Annotated in this window: 24 protein-coding genes; 6 read left to right on the top strand and 18 right to left on the bottom strand. The window is 56.0% G+C overall.

Annotated elements, in window-relative coordinates; translation table 11 throughout:
* Position 1 precedes the first annotated feature (1 nt).
* Genes ACXX82_RS17190 through ACXX82_RS17165 form a run of 6 tightly spaced genes read right to left on the bottom strand, consistent with a single transcriptional unit; the run spans position 2 to position 4,455 of the window.
* Positions 2 to 556, bottom strand: a complete 555-nt coding sequence (locus tag ACXX82_RS17190; RefSeq protein WP_458563335.1) for a tail fiber assembly protein — start codon at positions 554 to 556, stop codon at positions 2 to 4.
* The gene (locus ACXX82_RS17185) at positions 538 to 1,983 is read right to left on the bottom strand and encodes a hypothetical protein (RefSeq protein ID WP_458563334.1); all 1,446 of its coding nucleotides are present in this window, start codon (positions 1,981 to 1,983) and stop codon (positions 538 to 540) included. The genes ACXX82_RS17190 and ACXX82_RS17185 overlap by 19 nt, the downstream gene beginning before the upstream one ends.
* Positions 1,984 to 1,987: 4 nt before the next feature.
* A complete protein-coding gene (locus tag ACXX82_RS17180; protein WP_458564018.1) occupies positions 1,988 to 2,557 on the bottom strand; it encodes a phage tail protein I in 570 nt (189 codons plus the stop codon).
* Positions 2,550 to 3,437, bottom strand: coding sequence for a baseplate assembly protein (locus tag ACXX82_RS17175; protein WP_458563333.1), 888 nt, complete (start codon positions 3,435 to 3,437; stop codon positions 2,550 to 2,552). Before ACXX82_RS17175 ends, ACXX82_RS17180 begins: the two co-directional genes overlap by 8 nt.
* Positions 3,434 to 3,775, bottom strand: coding sequence for a GPW/gp25 family protein (locus ACXX82_RS17170; RefSeq protein ID WP_458563332.1), 342 nt, complete (start codon positions 3,773 to 3,775; stop codon positions 3,434 to 3,436). The genes ACXX82_RS17175 and ACXX82_RS17170 overlap by 4 nt, the downstream gene beginning before the upstream one ends.
* Entirely contained in the window at positions 3,772 to 4,455 is a 684-nt protein-coding gene (locus ACXX82_RS17165) for a phage baseplate assembly protein V (RefSeq protein ID WP_458563331.1), read from the bottom strand. Before ACXX82_RS17165 ends, ACXX82_RS17170 begins: the two co-directional genes overlap by 4 nt.
* A gap of 209 nt (positions 4,456 to 4,664) precedes the next feature.
* Between ACXX82_RS17165 and ACXX82_RS17160 the strand changes: the two genes are divergently transcribed.
* The 3 genes from ACXX82_RS17160 to ACXX82_RS17150 all read left to right on the top strand — a co-directional run bounded on the left by ACXX82_RS17160 (position 4,665) and on the right by ACXX82_RS17150 (position 6,580).
* Complete coding sequence (locus tag ACXX82_RS17160) at positions 4,665 to 4,889, top strand: Com family DNA-binding transcriptional regulator (RefSeq protein WP_458563330.1); 225 nt, start codon at positions 4,665 to 4,667, stop codon at positions 4,887 to 4,889.
* Complete coding sequence (locus ACXX82_RS17155; protein ID WP_458563329.1) at positions 4,837 to 5,631, top strand: DNA adenine methylase; 795 nt, start codon at positions 4,837 to 4,839, stop codon at positions 5,629 to 5,631. Before ACXX82_RS17160 ends, ACXX82_RS17155 begins: the two co-directional genes overlap by 53 nt.
* A 145-nt stretch (positions 5,632 to 5,776) precedes the next feature.
* Positions 5,777 to 6,580: an HNH endonuclease gene (locus tag ACXX82_RS17150; RefSeq protein WP_458563328.1), complete on the top strand. Its 804-nt coding sequence runs from the start codon at positions 5,777 to 5,779 to the stop codon at positions 6,578 to 6,580.
* A gap of 82 nt (positions 6,581 to 6,662) precedes the next feature.
* Here ACXX82_RS17150 and ACXX82_RS17145 read toward each other — a convergent pair whose 3' ends face one another.
* From ACXX82_RS17145 to ACXX82_RS17090, 12 genes are all read right to left on the bottom strand, one after another.
* Entirely contained in the window at positions 6,663 to 7,130 is a 468-nt protein-coding gene (locus ACXX82_RS17145; RefSeq protein WP_458563327.1) for a phage virion morphogenesis protein, read from the bottom strand.
* Complete coding sequence (locus tag ACXX82_RS17140; protein ID WP_458564017.1) at positions 7,127 to 7,612, bottom strand: phage tail protein; 486 nt, start codon at positions 7,610 to 7,612, stop codon at positions 7,127 to 7,129. Before ACXX82_RS17140 ends, ACXX82_RS17145 begins: the two co-directional genes overlap by 4 nt.
* Complete coding sequence (gene lysC, locus ACXX82_RS17135; RefSeq protein ID WP_458564016.1) at positions 7,596 to 7,817, bottom strand: Rz1-like lysis system protein LysC; 222 nt, start codon at positions 7,815 to 7,817, stop codon at positions 7,596 to 7,598. The genes ACXX82_RS17140 and lysC overlap by 17 nt, the downstream gene beginning before the upstream one ends.
* Positions 7,711 to 8,130, bottom strand: a complete 420-nt coding sequence (locus ACXX82_RS17130) for a hypothetical protein (protein ID WP_458564058.1) — start codon at positions 8,128 to 8,130, stop codon at positions 7,711 to 7,713. The genes lysC and ACXX82_RS17130 overlap by 107 nt, the downstream gene beginning before the upstream one ends.
* A complete protein-coding gene (locus ACXX82_RS17125) occupies positions 8,121 to 8,588 on the bottom strand; it encodes a D-Ala-D-Ala carboxypeptidase family metallohydrolase (RefSeq protein ID WP_458563326.1) in 468 nt (155 codons plus the stop codon). Before ACXX82_RS17125 ends, ACXX82_RS17130 begins: the two co-directional genes overlap by 10 nt.
* Complete coding sequence (locus tag ACXX82_RS17120) at positions 8,575 to 8,865, bottom strand: phage holin family protein (protein ID WP_458563325.1); 291 nt, start codon at positions 8,863 to 8,865, stop codon at positions 8,575 to 8,577. The genes ACXX82_RS17125 and ACXX82_RS17120 overlap by 14 nt, the downstream gene beginning before the upstream one ends.
* Entirely contained in the window at positions 8,858 to 9,214 is a 357-nt protein-coding gene (locus ACXX82_RS17115) for a putative holin (RefSeq protein ID WP_458563324.1), read from the bottom strand. Before ACXX82_RS17115 ends, ACXX82_RS17120 begins: the two co-directional genes overlap by 8 nt.
* A 26-nt stretch (positions 9,215 to 9,240) precedes the next feature.
* Positions 9,241 to 9,450, bottom strand: a complete 210-nt coding sequence (locus ACXX82_RS17110) for a tail protein X (RefSeq protein ID WP_322235763.1) — start codon at positions 9,448 to 9,450, stop codon at positions 9,241 to 9,243.
* Between the two features lie 11 nt (positions 9,451 to 9,461).
* The gene (locus tag ACXX82_RS17105) at positions 9,462 to 9,929 is read right to left on the bottom strand and encodes a head completion/stabilization protein (protein WP_458563323.1); all 468 of its coding nucleotides are present in this window, start codon (positions 9,927 to 9,929) and stop codon (positions 9,462 to 9,464) included.
* Positions 9,930 to 10,050: 121 nt separating this feature from the next.
* Entirely contained in the window at positions 10,051 to 10,755 is a 705-nt protein-coding gene (gene gpM, locus ACXX82_RS17100) for a phage terminase small subunit (RefSeq protein WP_458563322.1), read from the bottom strand.
* A gap of 2 nt (positions 10,756 to 10,757) precedes the next feature.
* A complete protein-coding gene (locus tag ACXX82_RS17095) occupies positions 10,758 to 11,792 on the bottom strand; it encodes a phage major capsid protein, P2 family (RefSeq protein ID WP_458563321.1) in 1,035 nt (344 codons plus the stop codon).
* A gap of 62 nt (positions 11,793 to 11,854) precedes the next feature.
* Positions 11,855 to 12,691, bottom strand: a complete 837-nt coding sequence (locus ACXX82_RS17090; protein ID WP_458563320.1) for a GPO family capsid scaffolding protein — start codon at positions 12,689 to 12,691, stop codon at positions 11,855 to 11,857.
* 144 nt (positions 12,692 to 12,835) lie between these two features.
* On the opposite strand from ACXX82_RS17090, the gene ACXX82_RS17085 reads away from it, so the two are divergent.
* From ACXX82_RS17085 to ACXX82_RS17075, 3 genes are read left to right on the top strand one after another with little or no spacing between them, the layout of a single operon-like run.
* Positions 12,836 to 14,623 (top strand): terminase ATPase subunit family protein, encoded by a 1,788-nt coding sequence (locus ACXX82_RS17085; protein ID WP_458564015.1) that lies wholly within the window; start codon positions 12,836 to 12,838, stop codon positions 14,621 to 14,623.
* Positions 14,620 to 15,711, top strand: coding sequence for a phage portal protein (locus tag ACXX82_RS17080; RefSeq protein WP_458563319.1), 1,092 nt, complete (start codon positions 14,620 to 14,622; stop codon positions 15,709 to 15,711). The genes ACXX82_RS17085 and ACXX82_RS17080 overlap by 4 nt, the downstream gene beginning before the upstream one ends.
* Complete coding sequence (locus tag ACXX82_RS17075; protein ID WP_458563318.1) at positions 15,708 to 15,923, top strand: hypothetical protein; 216 nt, start codon at positions 15,708 to 15,710, stop codon at positions 15,921 to 15,923. The genes ACXX82_RS17080 and ACXX82_RS17075 overlap by 4 nt, the downstream gene beginning before the upstream one ends.
* The last annotated feature ends 33 nt before the right edge of the window (positions 15,924 to 15,956 follow it).

The raw sequence follows: 15,956 nt of genomic DNA, 5'->3' as shown, positions 1-15,956 counted from the left end.
ATTAAAAAGAGATGACGTCGGGACACACCGGCCACGTCAGGCGATGCGGATAGTCGGGCTGGTCGATGATCCGATTGAGACCGACACGGTAGGTTTTCCACGCTTTGAGCAAGGCAATATCGGCTTCAGTGGCGTCGTCGATATCGACCCGGTCCTGATATTTGGTAATCGCCGGGGTGGCGACCCGTACGCCGTTGCCGATGCGTTCGATGGCGGTGGCGATCAGTTCGGCATCGCTCGGGTAATAATCCGGTACCGGTCCCCATTGACCGCTGTCACATTCGGCATAAATCGCGCGTCCATGCGGTTCGACATCGTCGGCGGTCGCAAGGAAAGACCAATAGTCGGTATTAGCATCAAATTTCACTTCGCACCGGATCCCGTTGGCCTGCCGCACTGGCGTGCGCACATCCGCGTAGGTAAAGCGGTCGACAGGCAGCGCCGGTGGCACGATGGACGCCGGTGGTGTCGCTTCGTCCGGCATGGCCGTTGCTATAGCGTTCTTGTTTGTTTTTATTACTTTGTTGCGCGTTGCCATCATCCGACCCTTTGCCATAGTGCTGCCCGTGTGCCGATACCACCATCGTTGCCGGTGCCGTTGTCATACGCCCAGCCGCGTAACTGCCATGCCCCGCCGACTTCCGGTGAGCCATGGTTTTTGTTTAAGCGGTAGGAGCCGATACTGTTTTCTTGCAGGCCCGCACCGACCAGCTGATGGGCATACGTCGCCACGCCTGCACTGTTGGCATAATTCGTACTATTGGCGTAATTGACATTGAAGGTGGCTGGGTTAAACAACGCGCAATCACTGGGATTGTCGTAACCGCCATGCACCCACGTCGGCTGACCGCCGCGTCCGTCCCATTGCAGCCGGATATTTGCGTTGCCGGTGACCTTGTAGCGCAATGCGTCGTTCAGCGCGCTCTGCAACACCAGCGTGCCAAGGTCGGAAACATCGACCGTCACCTTCAGACCGTCGTTTTCGCTCCAGCCAATCTTGACCGGGTTCTGCGTTTGTCCGATACCGGTGCCTTGCTGTACCGGCGTATAACCGAGCGTGTCCTGTTTAGTGGCAGGATCAAACGTCACGGTATCCCATAGTAGTTTCCATGCACGGCCCTTGAACGTCGGCTCCTGTCCGGTAAAGCCGGTGCGTTCCCAACTACGTTGCGTGATGCCGCCTTCGGTATAGAGCTGGCGTACAAACTGACCACCGACGAGTGTGACCAGCGTACCAAAGCCATCGCCGTCCAGCGGTAAATGGGTGGCCGCAAGGATGCCGCGGTCATTGGCCACCAGCACGTCGCGCACGCCGGTCGTCAGTAACGTGTCGCAATCGGTATCACTGTCGGTCACGGCGTCGAGGGTGCGGAAATACAGTGCGTCACCCCGTGCATCAGTGAGATAACCAGGATGCGGATCGATTTCTTCTTTGTGGTGATCGATAGCGTTGGCCAGCGCCGGTGTCAGTCCGGCTGGCGTCACCGCACGGGTCGGATCGCTTCCTGCCACGGTCTCAGTAAAAGTCGCCAGTTCGACCACGCCTTGGCGGGAGGTGGTGGCCGGTGGATTGGTAAAATTGGCGTTGCCAAAGGTTAAATTGGTGACATCAATCGTCGTAAAAATCGTGTCGGCCGACAACAGCAGCATCGACTGCGCGGACTTCTCCAGGATCGGGTCAGGCTGACCGTAGACACCAAGCAAGACACCATTACTCAACCAATAGCCGATCCCGCGCACCGTATAGGTGTCGGTGCCATCGTCGCGGATGGTGACGTGGATCGTGCCCGCACCCACGACTTCCCCTGAGAGCGTATCGAGCCGTTTGAATTCGCCGGGTAGATCAACCAGGTCGTCGTCGGGCGTGAACACGGCGGCGGTGAGACCGATATGCGTCACGGTCAATGGTGCGGTGCCGTTGTGTTCGGCGTTGACTAAGGCGGCGCGACCGACTTTGGTGGTGATGATGGGGATTCCGGACATAGGATTAGGGTGCTTCCGTAAGGTGTAGTCGGGCGTAGATCACAGGACGCAGCGCGGTCACGACCGCTATCGCAGCGAAAGTATTTAACCCTTGGGTGAACGTAAAATGACTGCGCACCGGCTTGGTCCGGTTGACTTCGGCGATCACGTCGTCGACAAAGGCAGCGGTCGCGGATGCGCCACCTGCACCACTCAATGTCATCAATAAATCAAAGGTATGCGGTTCACCCTTGGGCGATTGTTGCCACCACTCGTTGAGCAGGATCGCGCCGCCGAACGCGGCGACCACCTCCTTGACGGATTGGGCGGTGCCCTTCTGGCGGTGGATCGCCATCGCGCTACGCACGCGGGCACGCCGGACTTCTTCGCTCCAGTACGGTTTCCAGCTGTCGATGGACAATTGCCACGCCAGCCATGGCAATAAATTGATGGGGCAGGCGTCCGGTTGATACAACGACCGGAGCGGTACCGGGACAGCGGAGATGCGGGCGGTCGCGGCTTCCAGTGCGCGTTCCTGGGGCGTGGTGTTGGGTGGCAGTAACGACCGATATGATGAAGGAACCGGCTTATTCATACACACCGCCATAGTCGACTACGATATCGTCACAGAACGGTGCCTGACGGCGCGTCACCGGTAAGTCTTCGGTTGGCAATGTCAGTGCGACCCGTTCCACACCATCGACATGCAGCGCGGCATAAATGCCGGACAAGGTCGGCACGCGCCCGATGCGGTGGGTATCGAACACGTATTGCGTCATACGCTTCTGTGCTTCGAGGACGACGACGGTCGCATCCGGACCGGGAAACGTAAACAAGGTGGCACGAACCTGATAGCGCACAATCTCGACCGATTCGACCAGGACGTAATCGGTCAGCGGGCGCACGTTATCGGCCCCGAGTCGTGACGCAACAAGTTCTAGTAAATCGGGTGTAGCCGTTCCATCACCTTCGCGTGACAGGATGGTGACGATCACTTCGCCCGGAGACGGACTGGTCGCTGACGCATCGAGTACGCGACCATCGGCACCGAGTGCATGAAAGATATACGCGCCTTCCGGACCGGCGACCGAGAAGCCGTGGGGAGCCAGCTGGATGCGCTTACGCAGATCCGCATTCGATTCCATCACTGCGTCGGTTCCCTTGTCGGGATCGGCAGGCGTGACGACCAGACGCGGCACGTCCATCAATGCGCCCAGGTGATCCAGATCGCTATCCATTGCATACGCCAGCATCAGGGCGCGGGCCGCTTCGTTGACGCGCTGGCGTATGTGTAATTCGCGGTAAGCCGTGACTTGTAAAACCTTCATGGCCGGATCGGATTCCTGCAAGCCGTCGAAGGTCGCGTCCCGAACGATCAGGTCATCCAGCTGTTCAGCGAGTATAGTCTCGAAGTCCAGCGCTTCGACGATGTTCGGTACCGGTAAGCGCGAGAGGTCAATCGCCGAGGTACTCATGCGCCACCCTGACTAACCGGCACCGTCAGTTGCACACTTTGTTCAGCGGCCACGCCATCGAGCAGCAGGGTCGCTTTACCATCGGTGTCGCGCTGGAGTTGCAAGCCGGTCAGATTGATACGGGGTTCCCACAAACGCACCGCATGGGCAGTCGCCGCATAGATGCGTAAGGTCGTGGCGCCATGTAACGGCTGATCGATCAGATCCGGCACTTCCGACCCGTAACCACGGCGCATCACGCGGGATCCGATCGGTGTGGTCAGGATATCGGCCAGCGACTGCCGGATATGCGCGAGGCCGGTTAATGCACGGCCAGTGCTGCGATCCATGCCGCTCATTGCGGACCACCTGTCTGATCGCTGCCGCGCTCGACGCCACCATGCGCGTGCGTCATCAGACTGATGCCGCCAGCGACCACATCGTCGGTCGCCGTCAGCGTGCCGTTGATTACAGCAGCGGCACCGCCACCCGCGCCGGGGGTGACCGCCATGCCGCCGTTGAGTGAACTCATGCCGGTCACAATCAGATTTTTTAAGACGGTCAGGTTACCCGTGCAGATCGTGTCATCGGCGTTCGAGGTGACTTGGCCGGGTGCGACCGTCACGCTGGTGCCATCCGGCAAGGTGGCGCTTAGGAGGTGTGTGGCGCTGTCGTATTGGATCACCGCACCATCGCTGTAACGGATAGTGTGATGGTCGGGGTTCGTCGACGGTGGTATGTGCTGATCGGAGTACACCGCGGGCAAAATGATAGCGTGATCAAAGTTGCCTTCGGGCGAGAGCAAAACCACCTGTTCGCCTAACGACGGTGGCCACCACGTTTGCGCGTCCCCGGCCCGGGTCGTCGCCCATGGTCGCCAGTCGGTCAGATTGTTGCCACTCTGGACCCGTACGTGTTGCGCGTCGTGATCGATCTCGGCAATGGTGCCAACACGGATCAGGTTCAGGAGTAAGCGGAGGATTTCGGAAAGGTCGGCAGTCATGCGATGCATGGTGCCGTGTTGCGCTTCGGAATGCATCTGGCAGCGAGTTGCTAAGCCGCTTATCAGCTCAGAGACCCTATGGCACCGTGCGCACGCGTGAGAAAGTAGCGCCTAAGACGCGGCGACGTGGACAGTGCATCAACACTGACCACGCCACCGTACCGGCAGAGATACCTGCAAGTAAAGCCAAGGCCGCGCACCTGTACAGGCGGCGCAAGGCTAGCATATTTCGCAGGTTTACCCAAATGAACACGATACGCTGCGGGCATTGTGCTCGCAAACTCGGCGAGGGAGAGTACATTTCCCTTGCCATTAAATGTCCCCGTTGCGGCACGTTAAACCACTTTACGACCCCTTCTGTGAGAGCCACGCGCTCCGCACCAGCATGCCACCGAGCATCCGATAAAGAATCTGCATATGGATGCCATTCCGATCATTCCGTGGCTAGGCGGCAAGCGCCGACTGGCTGATAAACTCATCCCGCTATTTCCCCCGCACGAATGTTATATCGAGGTGTTTTGTGGCGGCGCTGCGCTGTATTTTCTGCGACCGGTACCGGCGCGTACCGAGGTCATCAACGATATCAATGGCGAACTGGTGAATTTGTACCGGGTCGTCCAGCATCACATGACCGAGTTTTTGCGCCAGTTTGACTGGGCAATGACGAGTCGGGCCATTTTTAAAGAACACCAGTTGGTGCGTCCGGAGACGCTGACCGATATCCAGCGGGCGGCACGGTTTTACTATCTGCAACAGCACGCCTTTAGCGGTCAGGTTACTGGGCAAAGTTTCGGGACCTCTACTACCGGTCCGGCGATTAATTTCTGCCGGATTGAAGAGAATCTACGCGCTGCGCAGGTGCGGCTGGCCGGCACCTATGTGGAGAACTTGCCGTGGCTGGAATGCATGACGCGCTATGACCGGGCGCATTCATTCTTTTATCTGGATCCACCGTATTGGAAAACCGAAGGTTATGGCGTGGAGTTCGGCTTCGACCAATATCAGCAGATGGCCAACTTTATGCGCACCTGCAAGGGCAAAGTCATGGTCAGTATTAACGACCATGCTGATATCCGGGCGGCATTTGACGGTTTTACGATGATGGGGCTGGATATTAAATATAGTCTGGGCAGTGTGCATGGCGAGCCGGGGGCAAGCCGGGAGCTCGTGATTACGAACTGGAGGGCTGATGTATTAACGCAACTTTTTTAAAAATTTAAATAATTAATGATCAAAAAGGCATTCTAGGCATCTGCGTGTTATTTTATGTTTAGGGCACTATTTTTCATAGAGTCGACAGCCATTTCAATGGCCTATTTAGCCAATCCTTCTTTGAAAATTTTATTTTTGAATTTTTATGCAACCAATTAATCAATCAGCAAGAGCATTTCAGGCTTGGACAGTACTTACAGAAGTGGCTAGAAGACGAACTACTATTACGTACGGCGACTTAGGCGAAGCAATAAGAGTACATCATCGGGCAATTAGGTACGTTCTGGGCCCGATTCAAAGTTATTGTCTAGAGGCCGGTCTTCCCCCTCTAACTATCTTGGTTGTAAATAAATTAGGACAACTGGGAGCGGGATTTACAGCAGTTGATACCGATCATCATGACCACGGACGAGAGTCTGTGTGGTCATGTGACTGGTTATCTGAAGAAAATCCCTTTGAATTTGCATCAACTGGTGATTCGATTGAAACCCTTTTAAGAGACCTTGTGAATGCGCCCGAAGACTCTGAAGAGATCACTCGGCTTGTCAAAACTAGAGGAATAAAACAGCTGTTGTTTAAAGCAGCGCTGGTGAAGGTCTATTCTGGTACATGTGCATTCACTGGATTTTCAATTGGTGGGGGACTTGAAGCCTGTCATATAGTGGCATGGGAAAATGCAAATTCCCAACAGAAAATGGACGTAAGGAACGGGATTTTGTTAAACGCTCTGCATCATAAGTTGTTTGATCGAGGGCACATCACGATTACTAAAAGTTATCAAATTATTTACGATGATCCAAAAAGTAAAAGCCGTGTGCATAATAAATTTGAAAGTAAATGCACGACCGCTTTACATGGGAAGCTAATGAGAATTCCACAAGATTTTAAGCACCGACCTCTCCCGGAGAATATAGATGAGCACCACTCATTAATAGGTTGGAATCTTTAAACAAACCATTATTCCTAAGTTTCTTATCCATGGTCTTGGTTATATAATCGAAACACTGTTTTCTTCCGTGAAAAATTAATTGTCAAACTGCATCAAGATGCCGTAACAGTGAGCTTCTTATCAACGTGTGATCTTCAGCACTAAACCCCAATAATGGCCGGGCCGCATAGCGGACTTCCGGCCCTTTCTTTGACACCTTGTCCGTCAATCCCTCCTGATGCACCCGCGCAATGCGCGCTACGCGTCCAAAGAAGCCCACCGATAATTGATCTGCATCTTGTTGAATGTTGAGACTTTTTTGTTTGCGTATCTTGGCAAACATCGCGGCCTTTTGCCGTTTGATGCGACCGCTTTTGCCCCGTAGGTTTTTGCGTTGTTTGCGCGCCGTATAGGCCTCGCCCTCCGGCGTTTGCTGGCTGGCGATGCGTTTGACCTGGCTACGGCGTAAATCCTGCGCGACTTTTTTATTGACGGCGCGGCGCTGGGCCGGTGCAAGTTTTAATAACAGCGCACTGGCCCATTCTTCTATCGCCTGCAAGTCGTTATTCATGCCAGTTGAACAGGCGTGTGCCATTCAGCCAGTAACGACTCGCCCTGGTACAAGGTCCAGAAGTCGTCGCTGTAGTCGGGCGTGGGTTGTGCCTCGGGTGTATGGCGGATAGCGAGCCTGCCGCCTTCGCGTTTGACGATGACGCGTTCGGTCAGGTCCAGCTTGATCGACAGATCAATCGTTTCATGATTATTAAAATCCACGTCAAAGCCGATACCGGTTTGTCGTAACGTCGGATTATTCAGTAAATCACGTTGATGCAGCGCAATCCACGCCAGCAGCGGCACTATGATCGCATCCGGATCGCCGCTGTAGTCGGTGAGGATGATGTTGAGCTTGTAACGGTATTCAAACGAGAGCGATGCGGATCCGGTAGCGACCACGTTACCCTCGTCGGCGAATACCAGCAGCTTGTCGGGGTTCTGACGCAAATCCGGATTGGCCGCGATCAGATGGTTTTGCAGGCTAGTGGGCTTGAGCATCATGTTCTTCTTGTTGGCATGCAACGATCATGTCGACTTGGGCGGCACACATGGCCCACGCGGCCTCGGTGCGTTCGAGCGCAAGGTGCAACGCGCCGTTAGTGGTCGGTGCCGTTGCTGGTAATTGGCAACGGGTGACGGGCGGACAGCCATTGACGATAAGCGTCGGCACCGGTGAGGGAGGGACGCTGGCGCAGCCCGGCAATAGCGTCAGGCAAAGTAGCAACAGCCCAAGGGCGAATGGAGAGGTCATGGTGGAGTTGGTCGATCAGGGCTTCACGTTCGGATAAAGTGACGGCCATGCTGGCCCGCGCCGCTTGTAGTTTGATGGTCGCCTGACGCTGTTTGACGTCGACGGCTTTTAGGGTGTCGATGATGCGGTTGCGGTCGGTCACCCCTCGCTCGGCGCGTGCAGCCTGATCCCTGACGGTGATCAGGCTGGCGCGTTGACTAACGATGACGGTTCCCATGCCACCCATTAACAGCACACCAACGAGGATTTTAACGATCAGCTCCATAACCCGGCCCGTGTCCCTTTGTGATCGATGGTCAATACCTGACGCCGTGGTGTCACCCCTTCGGCCGCAATACCCAGATGGACCCAGATTGCGGACCCGGCGCGTTCGTAGATCAGTTGATCGAACTGTAAATAGGAGTGTTCGAGCTTGCGACAGATCGCCAGCGGCGTGCCGAATTCGACTGCCGTAAAATCATTGGCTAACCCGTCCAGATGCGCGCTGTTGCGTGCGCCGCCGACCGCCCGGTTCAATGCCGTACAGCGAAATCCGCTTGAAATGCGCATCGCCGCACCGCCCAGTTCGAGCCGGACCAGCTCATCAAACTTGGCCAGACGTCGCAGGTTCACGGCGATGGCTGGCGGTGGCGTGTTGTCGATGCCGAGGGTGCGGGCGGTGTCGCTGCGCACGAATTCTGTCAGCGCAAAGTGTTCAGTCAGGTGGTCACTAGAGATAGCCATACGGATCTTTCAAAAGGTGGGCGACATTGCCCCTGGCACGGCAAACGATGACGCATAAGGCAAGCGCCAGTCCGGCTTGCGCCAGCGACACCGGCGCGTGACCGAGCAGAATATCCAGGGCACAACTACCGGTCAGGGCAATGAGCAACCATGCCAATGACGACAGGTGGATCCGGTAGTTCGCCAGACCGCGCCGGTAGCACAGCAGTTGCCCGCACGCCGCGCCATAACAGCACAACGCGATAGCAGTCACGACTTGTTGCACGGTATCAATCATGGCGTCCTCCCTTGCGCAACCATTCCGGCAACGCAATGGATTTGATCAGATCAATACCGTGCAGAGTCAGCGCGATCACCGCTGCCGAGGCTAAGAAGGCAGCGACCCCGGATTGTTTAAGTGGCGTGTTGTTCATGACTTCCGGCGCGGCCAGATAACCAATCGCCAGCGAAATGACCATATAGACCAGTCGCTGCAACAACGGCAAATTCTTGCTGGTAATAGCCACCAAGGTGGCACCGGCAAAGGCACCGATTAAGGCATTGCCATCGATCGCAGGAAAGATCGAGGACAGACCGATGCCTGCGGCGGTGGTCATGAATAAAGAGGTACTGCCGGGTTCGGCCATAGTGTTTCTCACTTATGAATCACGGATTAGTCCCACAGACTGATGGTCTGGCGGGAAGGTGTGGCGGTGGTAGCCGGTTCTGGCAAGGTAACGAGCCGACCGTGGGCGATAAACGGCCCGTCGTCGGCCAGACCGGGATTCAGTTCCAGCACGGCTTCGACCACGCTGGCGGTCGCGCCCAGATGCCGCCAGCACAGCAAATCAAGCGTGTCGTATTGTTGGGTGCGGACCAGCATGGTTATCCTTGTTAAATCAACTCGACCGTTAAATGATGCCGTTGCAAGATGTCGGCAATCGCCCAGTGCGCGTTACGCCGTTGTTCACCGGGACCGTCGTCCAAATACCCCATGGATTTCTTGTCGGCCATGGATGACGCGGTGGTGTCGTAATCGCGGTATTTTTCCAGCAGGTCGGCTTTGGCGATGCTGTAGACGGCACGCCGGTAATGAATCAATAACTTACTTTCACGGTTGATCTTTTTAGCGGGGACAACTTCCAAGGTGCTGAAGCCGTTCTCTAGCTGTTCGTCCTGCCATGCGTCCAGTTCACCATTCACGTATAGGATCGCTTCGGCCACGGCCTGGACTAACCGTGGCGTGGTGACCGTGCCGTCGAGCCGCATCGCGTCACGCATGTGATGCAGATCGATGGCAGGGAACCAGCCGTCGTTCTCGACGATGGTGGGATCCGTGGTCTCGTTAGTCGTGAATGGCACGGGGGACCTGGCGATAAAGCTCATGATGACTTTCATAGTAGACGGCGGTGGGCGGGCGTCAGAGGTGTCACATCAATGTGCAACTCATCGACCCGCGCCGCCGTGCGCCGTTGGGTGCGCGTTATGCCTTGACCGCTTTTTTAAGGCGCAGTGTCAGGCGTTCAATGTCTTTTTTAACCCCGACCCGGCTGTCGAGCGCGAGGGCGCGGGTCAGATGCGGTAAGGCCAGATGGATCGCCGCCGGTGCGGCATCGGCGACGTTATCGGCGGCGATGGCACTTTTATCCAGCAGCGCATAGGCCAATGCTTTATGCAATTTGGCACGCGCCTGATCCGGTGCATCGCGGCTTTCGGTCAGCGTCATGACTTCCGGCAAGATGGTGCGGCCGACAGCGGGTGTCATCTGGCCGGATAGGGCCGCTTCAGCAAACTCGTCCATTAGCATGGTCGGGATATCGCGGTTGTACTGATCCGGTAAGGTCAACTTATGGGTGATCGCATAGGCAGCGAGTCGTAGCGCCTGCGCATAATCGCCCACGTCGATGCACCAGACCAATAACGTCGTCAGCACGTCATCCTGTGCACCTTTCCCCGCGCTTAGCACCCCGTCGATCCAGTCCTGGTACTCGGGCAGGATTTCTGCTTTCAGCGCGATCTTTTGTTTCACGGACTGGATCTGCTTGAGGCGTCGACGGTCCTCGGCCAGCTTGTAGAGCATCAGCTCGTAGGCGCTGCCTGCGGTCAGGTGCCCTTCCGGGGCGTTCGCTGCGGCTTTCGCAGCCAGCGCCCGCGCCTTGTGCCGCAATGCGGGAGAAAGGTGGGCCATGATTATTCTTTCGGCGTCGTGGCGTCAACCAGCACAATGTTTTCTATCATGGCACCTAAGCCAAAATCTTCGACGACATACGCGTCATTCGACGACTCGTAGTTTTCAATGCGGTCGCGCTTGGCTTCATCGACCACGCGACGGCGGCGGGCCGACTCCTGCCAATAGATCGACAAGTTGTCAAAGCGGGTGATCAGGATCGCATTGTCCGGGAAATATGGGACGCTCACCGCTTGCAAGCCGCCTAAGCGCTTCTGGCTGACGATGATGTCGGCAGCGAGGGTTTCGGTCGGAGCCTGATTAATATTGATCAACGGAAAATATTTGTCGTGTAACAGCGCACGCCCGACGATGACCACCAGGCCGTTATCTTTCTGGTACCACGGATCGAGCAGGTTGATCGCGTCAAACACGGCCGCATCCAGATTCACATAGTCGCCAGTGATCTCGGCGTTGCTGCCAATGTACAGCTTGCCAGGCGTGTTGCCTTCCTGCATGACGCGCTCGGGTGCCTGTTCGCGGTAGTGTTGCAGCCAGCCTTTGTTGACGTCTTCCAGCATCGGATGGGCGACGATATCGGTATCGGCCGCGATGCTGACGCCGTTAAAGCCGATGACCATCCGGTCGAGCGCCTGACGGGTCAGGATGACGTTGGCAATGCGGCTCTGGAAGTCGGCAAACTTGGCCCACGCATCCAACGTTTGATACTTGATATGCGTATCAAAGTTAGTTTTTTCACAGCGGTATTTGTGGCCGTCGAGCGTGGTCAGGTCGCGGGTCTGGCGGTCCTTGTTGGCGGTGTTGGTGCGGCTGGCCACCGGTCCGGAGATGCCAAGACCGAGCTTTTCGCCTTCCTGTTCGGTGACACCGATGATGTTGATCTTGCCTAGAAACTCGCTCGACTCCTGCATCTTGGTTTCCAGCTTTTGCTGGATCGTCGGGGCAACGGCAAAGGTCGACGCGGCGCTCGCCGTGTCGTTCAATACCTGCAGGCGGGCGGTGTAATGGTCAAAGGCAACGCGGGTAATTTTTTTCATTTTATACACTCCGGCAATAATGTTTGGTTAAAGGGAACCTTGCGTTCACTAGCGATGCGCGCTTAAAACTCGGTCTGGTCCATGCCGCTGCCACCGGTCGCGGCTGGCCGTTTGGAGGGGTTACCGTCCTGGGACTCCATCTGCTGTTTGAACGTGTCGAACGCGCACGTTACGCCCGCCAGTTCCTCTTGCAGTGCGGCAATCTGCTTTTGTGCGGCGGTGAATTGGGTGGTGAACGATTGCGCCGTGTCGCTGGCATGCAGCGCGACGGCTTCTAAGGCTTCACTGACATCGTTAAAACGGGCATCGTCCCCGTTTTCTTTTTGGGTAAAACGTTTCAGGATATTGTTGATGGTCGTCGTAAATTTACTGGGTACCGGATTGGCGATCTCTTCAAATTCGAGCGTGACTTCGACCGCTTCAGAAAATACGTTATCGGCATGTTGTTTGCGTTCTGCAAACAGGTTAATGGCGCTGGTGGAAGCGAACGTCAGGACGCTGGTCCCGAGACTGGCCGGGCTGTCGGTGATGCCAAGACCCACCAGATAAGCCTCATTGCTGCCAGCAAACGTGGGATTGATCTCAATGCTGGTGTAAATCTTTTGCCGTTCTTTGCTCATGGCCACCAGCGACGGGGTCGGGTCGATCTGCGCAAATAGCGCCAGTTTGGTCACGCCATCGAGTTGAATTTCTTCGGCTTTGACGGCGGTCACGTCACCGTAGGCACGAAACGGACTATCGGGCAGCGCACTGCGGATATGCTCCATCCAGATCCGTGCACCGTACTTGTCGGGATTAAAGGTCTTCGCCATTTGCGCAATTTGCTGGCGCGTGATCTCGCGCCCGTCGGTGGTCGCACCTTCGATGGCGACACGGAAAAATGTGGATTTAGTAGGCATGGTGTGCGCTGGTCAGCGTAAAAGTGGTCAGATGTCGCCATGGTCAACGACAGCGCGCCCTGATTCAATGCGCAGGGGGTTAGTAAGACGCTTAGTGGCGCTTTGCTAGAAGCGTTCTACGCGCGTGACCCCTACGCTTGCGGCATGTCAGAAATCGCCCCTCTCTCCCTCATTGAAACTGATCCCAAAGCGGATCCGCGCCGACTCGCCAAATTTTTATATTGGCAGGGATGGCAAATTTCGGCCGTCGCCGATTACCTGAAACTGAAACGTTCCACCGTCGAAAGCTGGAAGCAGCGCGATAGCTGGGACAGTGCGCCCGTATTGGAAAAGGTGGAAGCGGCACTGGACGCCCGCTTAGTGCAGCTGATCGGCAAAGACGGCAAATCCGGCGGTGATTTTAAAGAGATCGATTTATTAATGCGTCAGGTGGTGCAGACTGCCCGCGTGCGCCGTTATGAAGCGCCGGGCGGGAACGAAGTGGATCTCAATCCGAAGCTGGCGAACCGCAACGCAGGACCCAAGAAGAAGCCTATCCGTAACGACTTCAGTGACGAACAGCGCATCCAATTGCTGGACGCATTCAAAGACTCATTGTTTGATTATCAGAAAGTCTGGCACCGCAACAGTGACCAGCGTACGCGGGTGATTCTCAAATCGCGGCAGATCGGCGCGACCTGGTATTTTGCCCGCGAGGCGCTGGCCGATGCGATTGAAACCGGGCGTAATCAGATTTTTTTATCCGCCTCCAAAGCGCAGGCACATGTGTTTAAGCAATACATCCTCCAGTTTGCGCGGGAGGCGGCGAACGTGGAATTAACAGGCGACCCGATCATCTTGCCGAACGGCGCTCACCTGTATTTCCTCGGCACCAATGCGCGCACCGCGCAGGGCTATCACGGCAACTTTTATTTCGATGAATTTTTCTGGACGCATAACTTTGCCGAGTTGAACAAAGTGGCGTCCGGCATGGCGCTGCATAAGCAATGGCGCAAGACCTACTTTTCGACACCGTCGTCGATTACGCATCAGGCCTATCCGTTCTGGAGCGGCGACGGATTCAATAAACGGCGCGCTGTGGCGAATCAAATCGCCATCGATCTGTCGCACAAACGGTTGGCGGCGGGCTTCACTGGCGAGGACAAAATCTGGCGCCAGATCGTCACCATTCTGGACGCCGAGCGCGGTGGCTGCAATCTATTCGATATCGACGAATTGCGTAATTTCGAATACAGCCCGGACCAGTTCGAAAACCTGCTGATGTGCAATTTTATCGATGATACGCAATCGATTTTTCCATTGATGGAATTGCAGCGCTGCATGGTCGATACCTGGGTCGAGTGGTCGGATTTTAAAGTGTTTGCGACACGTCCCTTTGGCAACCGGCCAGTCTGGATCGGTTACGACCCGTCATTGACGGGCGACAGCGCCGGATGCGTAGTGCTGGCCCCACCCTTGGTCGCTGGTGGCAAGTTTCGCATCCTGGAGCGCCATCAGTGGCGTGATATGGATTTCGAAGCACAGGCCGAAGCCATCCGGCAAATGACGCTCCGTTATAACGTGGAATACATCGGCATCGATACCACCGGCATGGGGATAGGCGTCTTTCCGCTGGTGCGCCAGTTTTTCCCTGCCGCCACCGCCATCACCTATTCGGTCGAGGTAAAGACCCGCATGGTGTTAAAGGCTAAAAACATCATCAGTAAAGCCCGGCTCGAATTCGACGCCGGATCGATCGATATCGCGCAGGCCTTTATGGCGATCCATAAAACGCTCACCGCCAGCGGTCGGCAAGCCACCTACGAAGCAAGTCGCACCGATGCCACCGGCCATGCCGATCTGGCGTGGGCGTGTATGCATGCACTTGACCACGAGCCGTTTGAAGGCGGTCATTCCAATACCCAATCCTTTATGGAGATTTATACCTCATGAGCAATAAGCAACGTGCGCGATCCCGCGCCGACAATATGGCAACTTCCATGGCGACGACAGACACAACCGAGCATGCGCCGCCCGCCGCATCCGGCTTCGAAGCCTTCACGTTTGGCGATCCGACGCCGGTACTCGATCACGCCGAGATCCTCGATAGTTTGGAATGCTGGTCGAACGGGCGCTGGTATGAGCCACCTGTCAATTATGCCGGGTTGACAAAATCGTTTAACTCCAGCGTCCACCACAGCAGCGCGATCTATTTCAAAGCCAACATCCTGACCTCGACGTTTGTGCCGACACCTCTACTGTCACGCGATGCGTTCAAACGGCTGACGCTGGATTTTTTAACCTTTGGCAATGCGTACCTGGAGAAACGGGTCAGCCGCAGCGGCAAGCTGTTGGCGCTGGCGCATGCGCTAGCCAAATACGTGCGGCGCGGGCGCGATCTGGACCAGTATTATTTCGTGCGCGGCTGGCAGGAAGAATACGCGTTTCGCACCGGCTCACTGTGCCACCTGATGGACCCCGACGTGAATCAGGAAGTCTACGGTGTGCCGCAATATCTGAGTGCCTTGCAGTCGGCATGGCTCAACGAAGCCGCGACGTTATTCCGGCGCAAGTATTACAAGAACGGCTCCCACGCCGGATTCATCTTTTACATGACCGACGCGGCGGCAAACAATGCGGACGTGGACAACCTGCGCCAGGCCATGCGCGACAGCAAGGGGCCGGGCAATTTTAGGAATCTGTTCATGTACGCACCGAACGGTAAGAAAGACGGTATTCAGATTCTGCCAGTCTCGGACGTGGCAGCGAAGGATGAATTCTTCAACATCAAAGGCGTGACCCGCGATGATGTGCTGGCCGCGCACCGCGTGCCACCCCAGCTGCTCGGCATCATGCCCAATAACACCGGTGGCTTCGGAGCCGTCGAACCAGCAGCGCGGGTGTTCGCCCGCAATGAACTGGTCCCGCTGCAATCGCAATTTTTAGCCATCAATGACTGGGCCGGACAGGAGGTTGTGAAGTTCGACGAATACATCCTTGTGACCGGTGAAGCAAAAACAACTGAAAGGGTCTCAGCATGAGCGACATTGCCGACCGCGCCGACTACGTGATAGAGCTCGCCATAAGGCAATCATTGGCGGCGGCACGAAAGAATAACGTGATGGTGGCGGATGGCCATTGTGCCTATTGCGATGAACCGGTGGCGTTATCAAGGTGCTTTTGTGGCGTGGATTGTCGTAATGACTACGATAGGGAACAAGCCGCTTTTTTACGCGCTGGAAAGCCTTTTTAACTTTATATTTTGCTTGATTGGATTTTTGAGATA

This window comes from Glaciimonas sp. GNP009 (assembly GCF_054343755.1).
Note: the sequence above shows the minus strand (reverse complement) of the source record. Positions and strands in the feature narration are given on the sequence as shown.

Coding starts and splice junctions, on each gene's coding strand:
- ACXX82_RS17145 (WP_458563327.1), bottom strand. CDS start 7,130: ATGAATAACGACTTGCAGGCGATAGAAGAATGGGCCAGTGCGCTGTTA.
- ACXX82_RS17175 (WP_458563333.1), bottom strand. CDS start 3,437: ATGAGTACCTCGGCGATTGACCTCTCGCGCTTACCGGTACCGAACATC.
- ACXX82_RS17190 (WP_458563335.1), bottom strand. CDS start 556: ATGGCAAAGGGTCGGATGATGGCAACGCGCAACAAAGTAATAAAAACA.
- ACXX82_RS17080 (WP_458563319.1), top strand. CDS start 14,620: ATGAGCAATAAGCAACGTGCGCGATCCCGCGCCGACAATATGGCAACT.
- ACXX82_RS17090 (WP_458563320.1), bottom strand. CDS start 12,691: ATGCCTACTAAATCCACATTTTTCCGTGTCGCCATCGAAGGTGCGACC.
- ACXX82_RS17170 (WP_458563332.1), bottom strand. CDS start 3,775: ATGAGCGGCATGGATCGCAGCACTGGCCGTGCATTAACCGGCCTCGCG.
- ACXX82_RS17155 (WP_458563329.1), top strand. CDS start 4,837: ATGGATGCCATTCCGATCATTCCGTGGCTAGGCGGCAAGCGCCGACTG.
- ACXX82_RS17115 (WP_458563324.1), bottom strand. CDS start 9,214: ATGGCCGAACCCGGCAGTACCTCTTTATTCATGACCACCGCCGCAGGC.
- ACXX82_RS17095 (WP_458563321.1), bottom strand. CDS start 11,792: ATGAAAAAAATTACCCGCGTTGCCTTTGACCATTACACCGCCCGCCTG.
- ACXX82_RS17165 (WP_458563331.1), bottom strand. CDS start 4,455: ATGCATTCCGAAGCGCAACACGGCACCATGCATCGCATGACTGCCGAC.
- ACXX82_RS17130 (WP_458564058.1), bottom strand. CDS start 8,130: ATGGAGCTGATCGTTAAAATCCTCGTTGGTGTGCTGTTAATGGGTGGC.
- ACXX82_RS17075 (WP_458563318.1), top strand. CDS start 15,708: ATGAGCGACATTGCCGACCGCGCCGACTACGTGATAGAGCTCGCCATA.
- ACXX82_RS17125 (WP_458563326.1), bottom strand. CDS start 8,588: ATGGCTATCTCTAGTGACCACCTGACTGAACACTTTGCGCTGACAGAA.
- gpM (WP_458563322.1), bottom strand. CDS start 10,755: ATGGCCCACCTTTCTCCCGCATTGCGGCACAAGGCGCGGGCGCTGGCT.
- ACXX82_RS17160 (WP_458563330.1), top strand. CDS start 4,665: ATGAACACGATACGCTGCGGGCATTGTGCTCGCAAACTCGGCGAGGGA.
- ACXX82_RS17180 (WP_458564018.1), bottom strand. CDS start 2,557: ATGAATAAGCCGGTTCCTTCATCATATCGGTCGTTACTGCCACCCAAC.
- ACXX82_RS17120 (WP_458563325.1), bottom strand. CDS start 8,865: ATGATTGATACCGTGCAACAAGTCGTGACTGCTATCGCGTTGTGCTGT.
- ACXX82_RS17085 (WP_458564015.1), top strand. CDS start 12,836: ATGTCAGAAATCGCCCCTCTCTCCCTCATTGAAACTGATCCCAAAGCG.
- ACXX82_RS17185 (WP_458563334.1), bottom strand. CDS start 1,983: ATGTCCGGAATCCCCATCATCACCACCAAAGTCGGTCGCGCCGCCTTA.
- ACXX82_RS17140 (WP_458564017.1), bottom strand. CDS start 7,612: ATGCTCAAGCCCACTAGCCTGCAAAACCATCTGATCGCGGCCAATCCG.
- ACXX82_RS17110 (WP_322235763.1), bottom strand. CDS start 9,450: ATGCTGGTCCGCACCCAACAATACGACACGCTTGATTTGCTGTGCTGG.
- ACXX82_RS17150 (WP_458563328.1), top strand. CDS start 5,777: ATGCAACCAATTAATCAATCAGCAAGAGCATTTCAGGCTTGGACAGTA.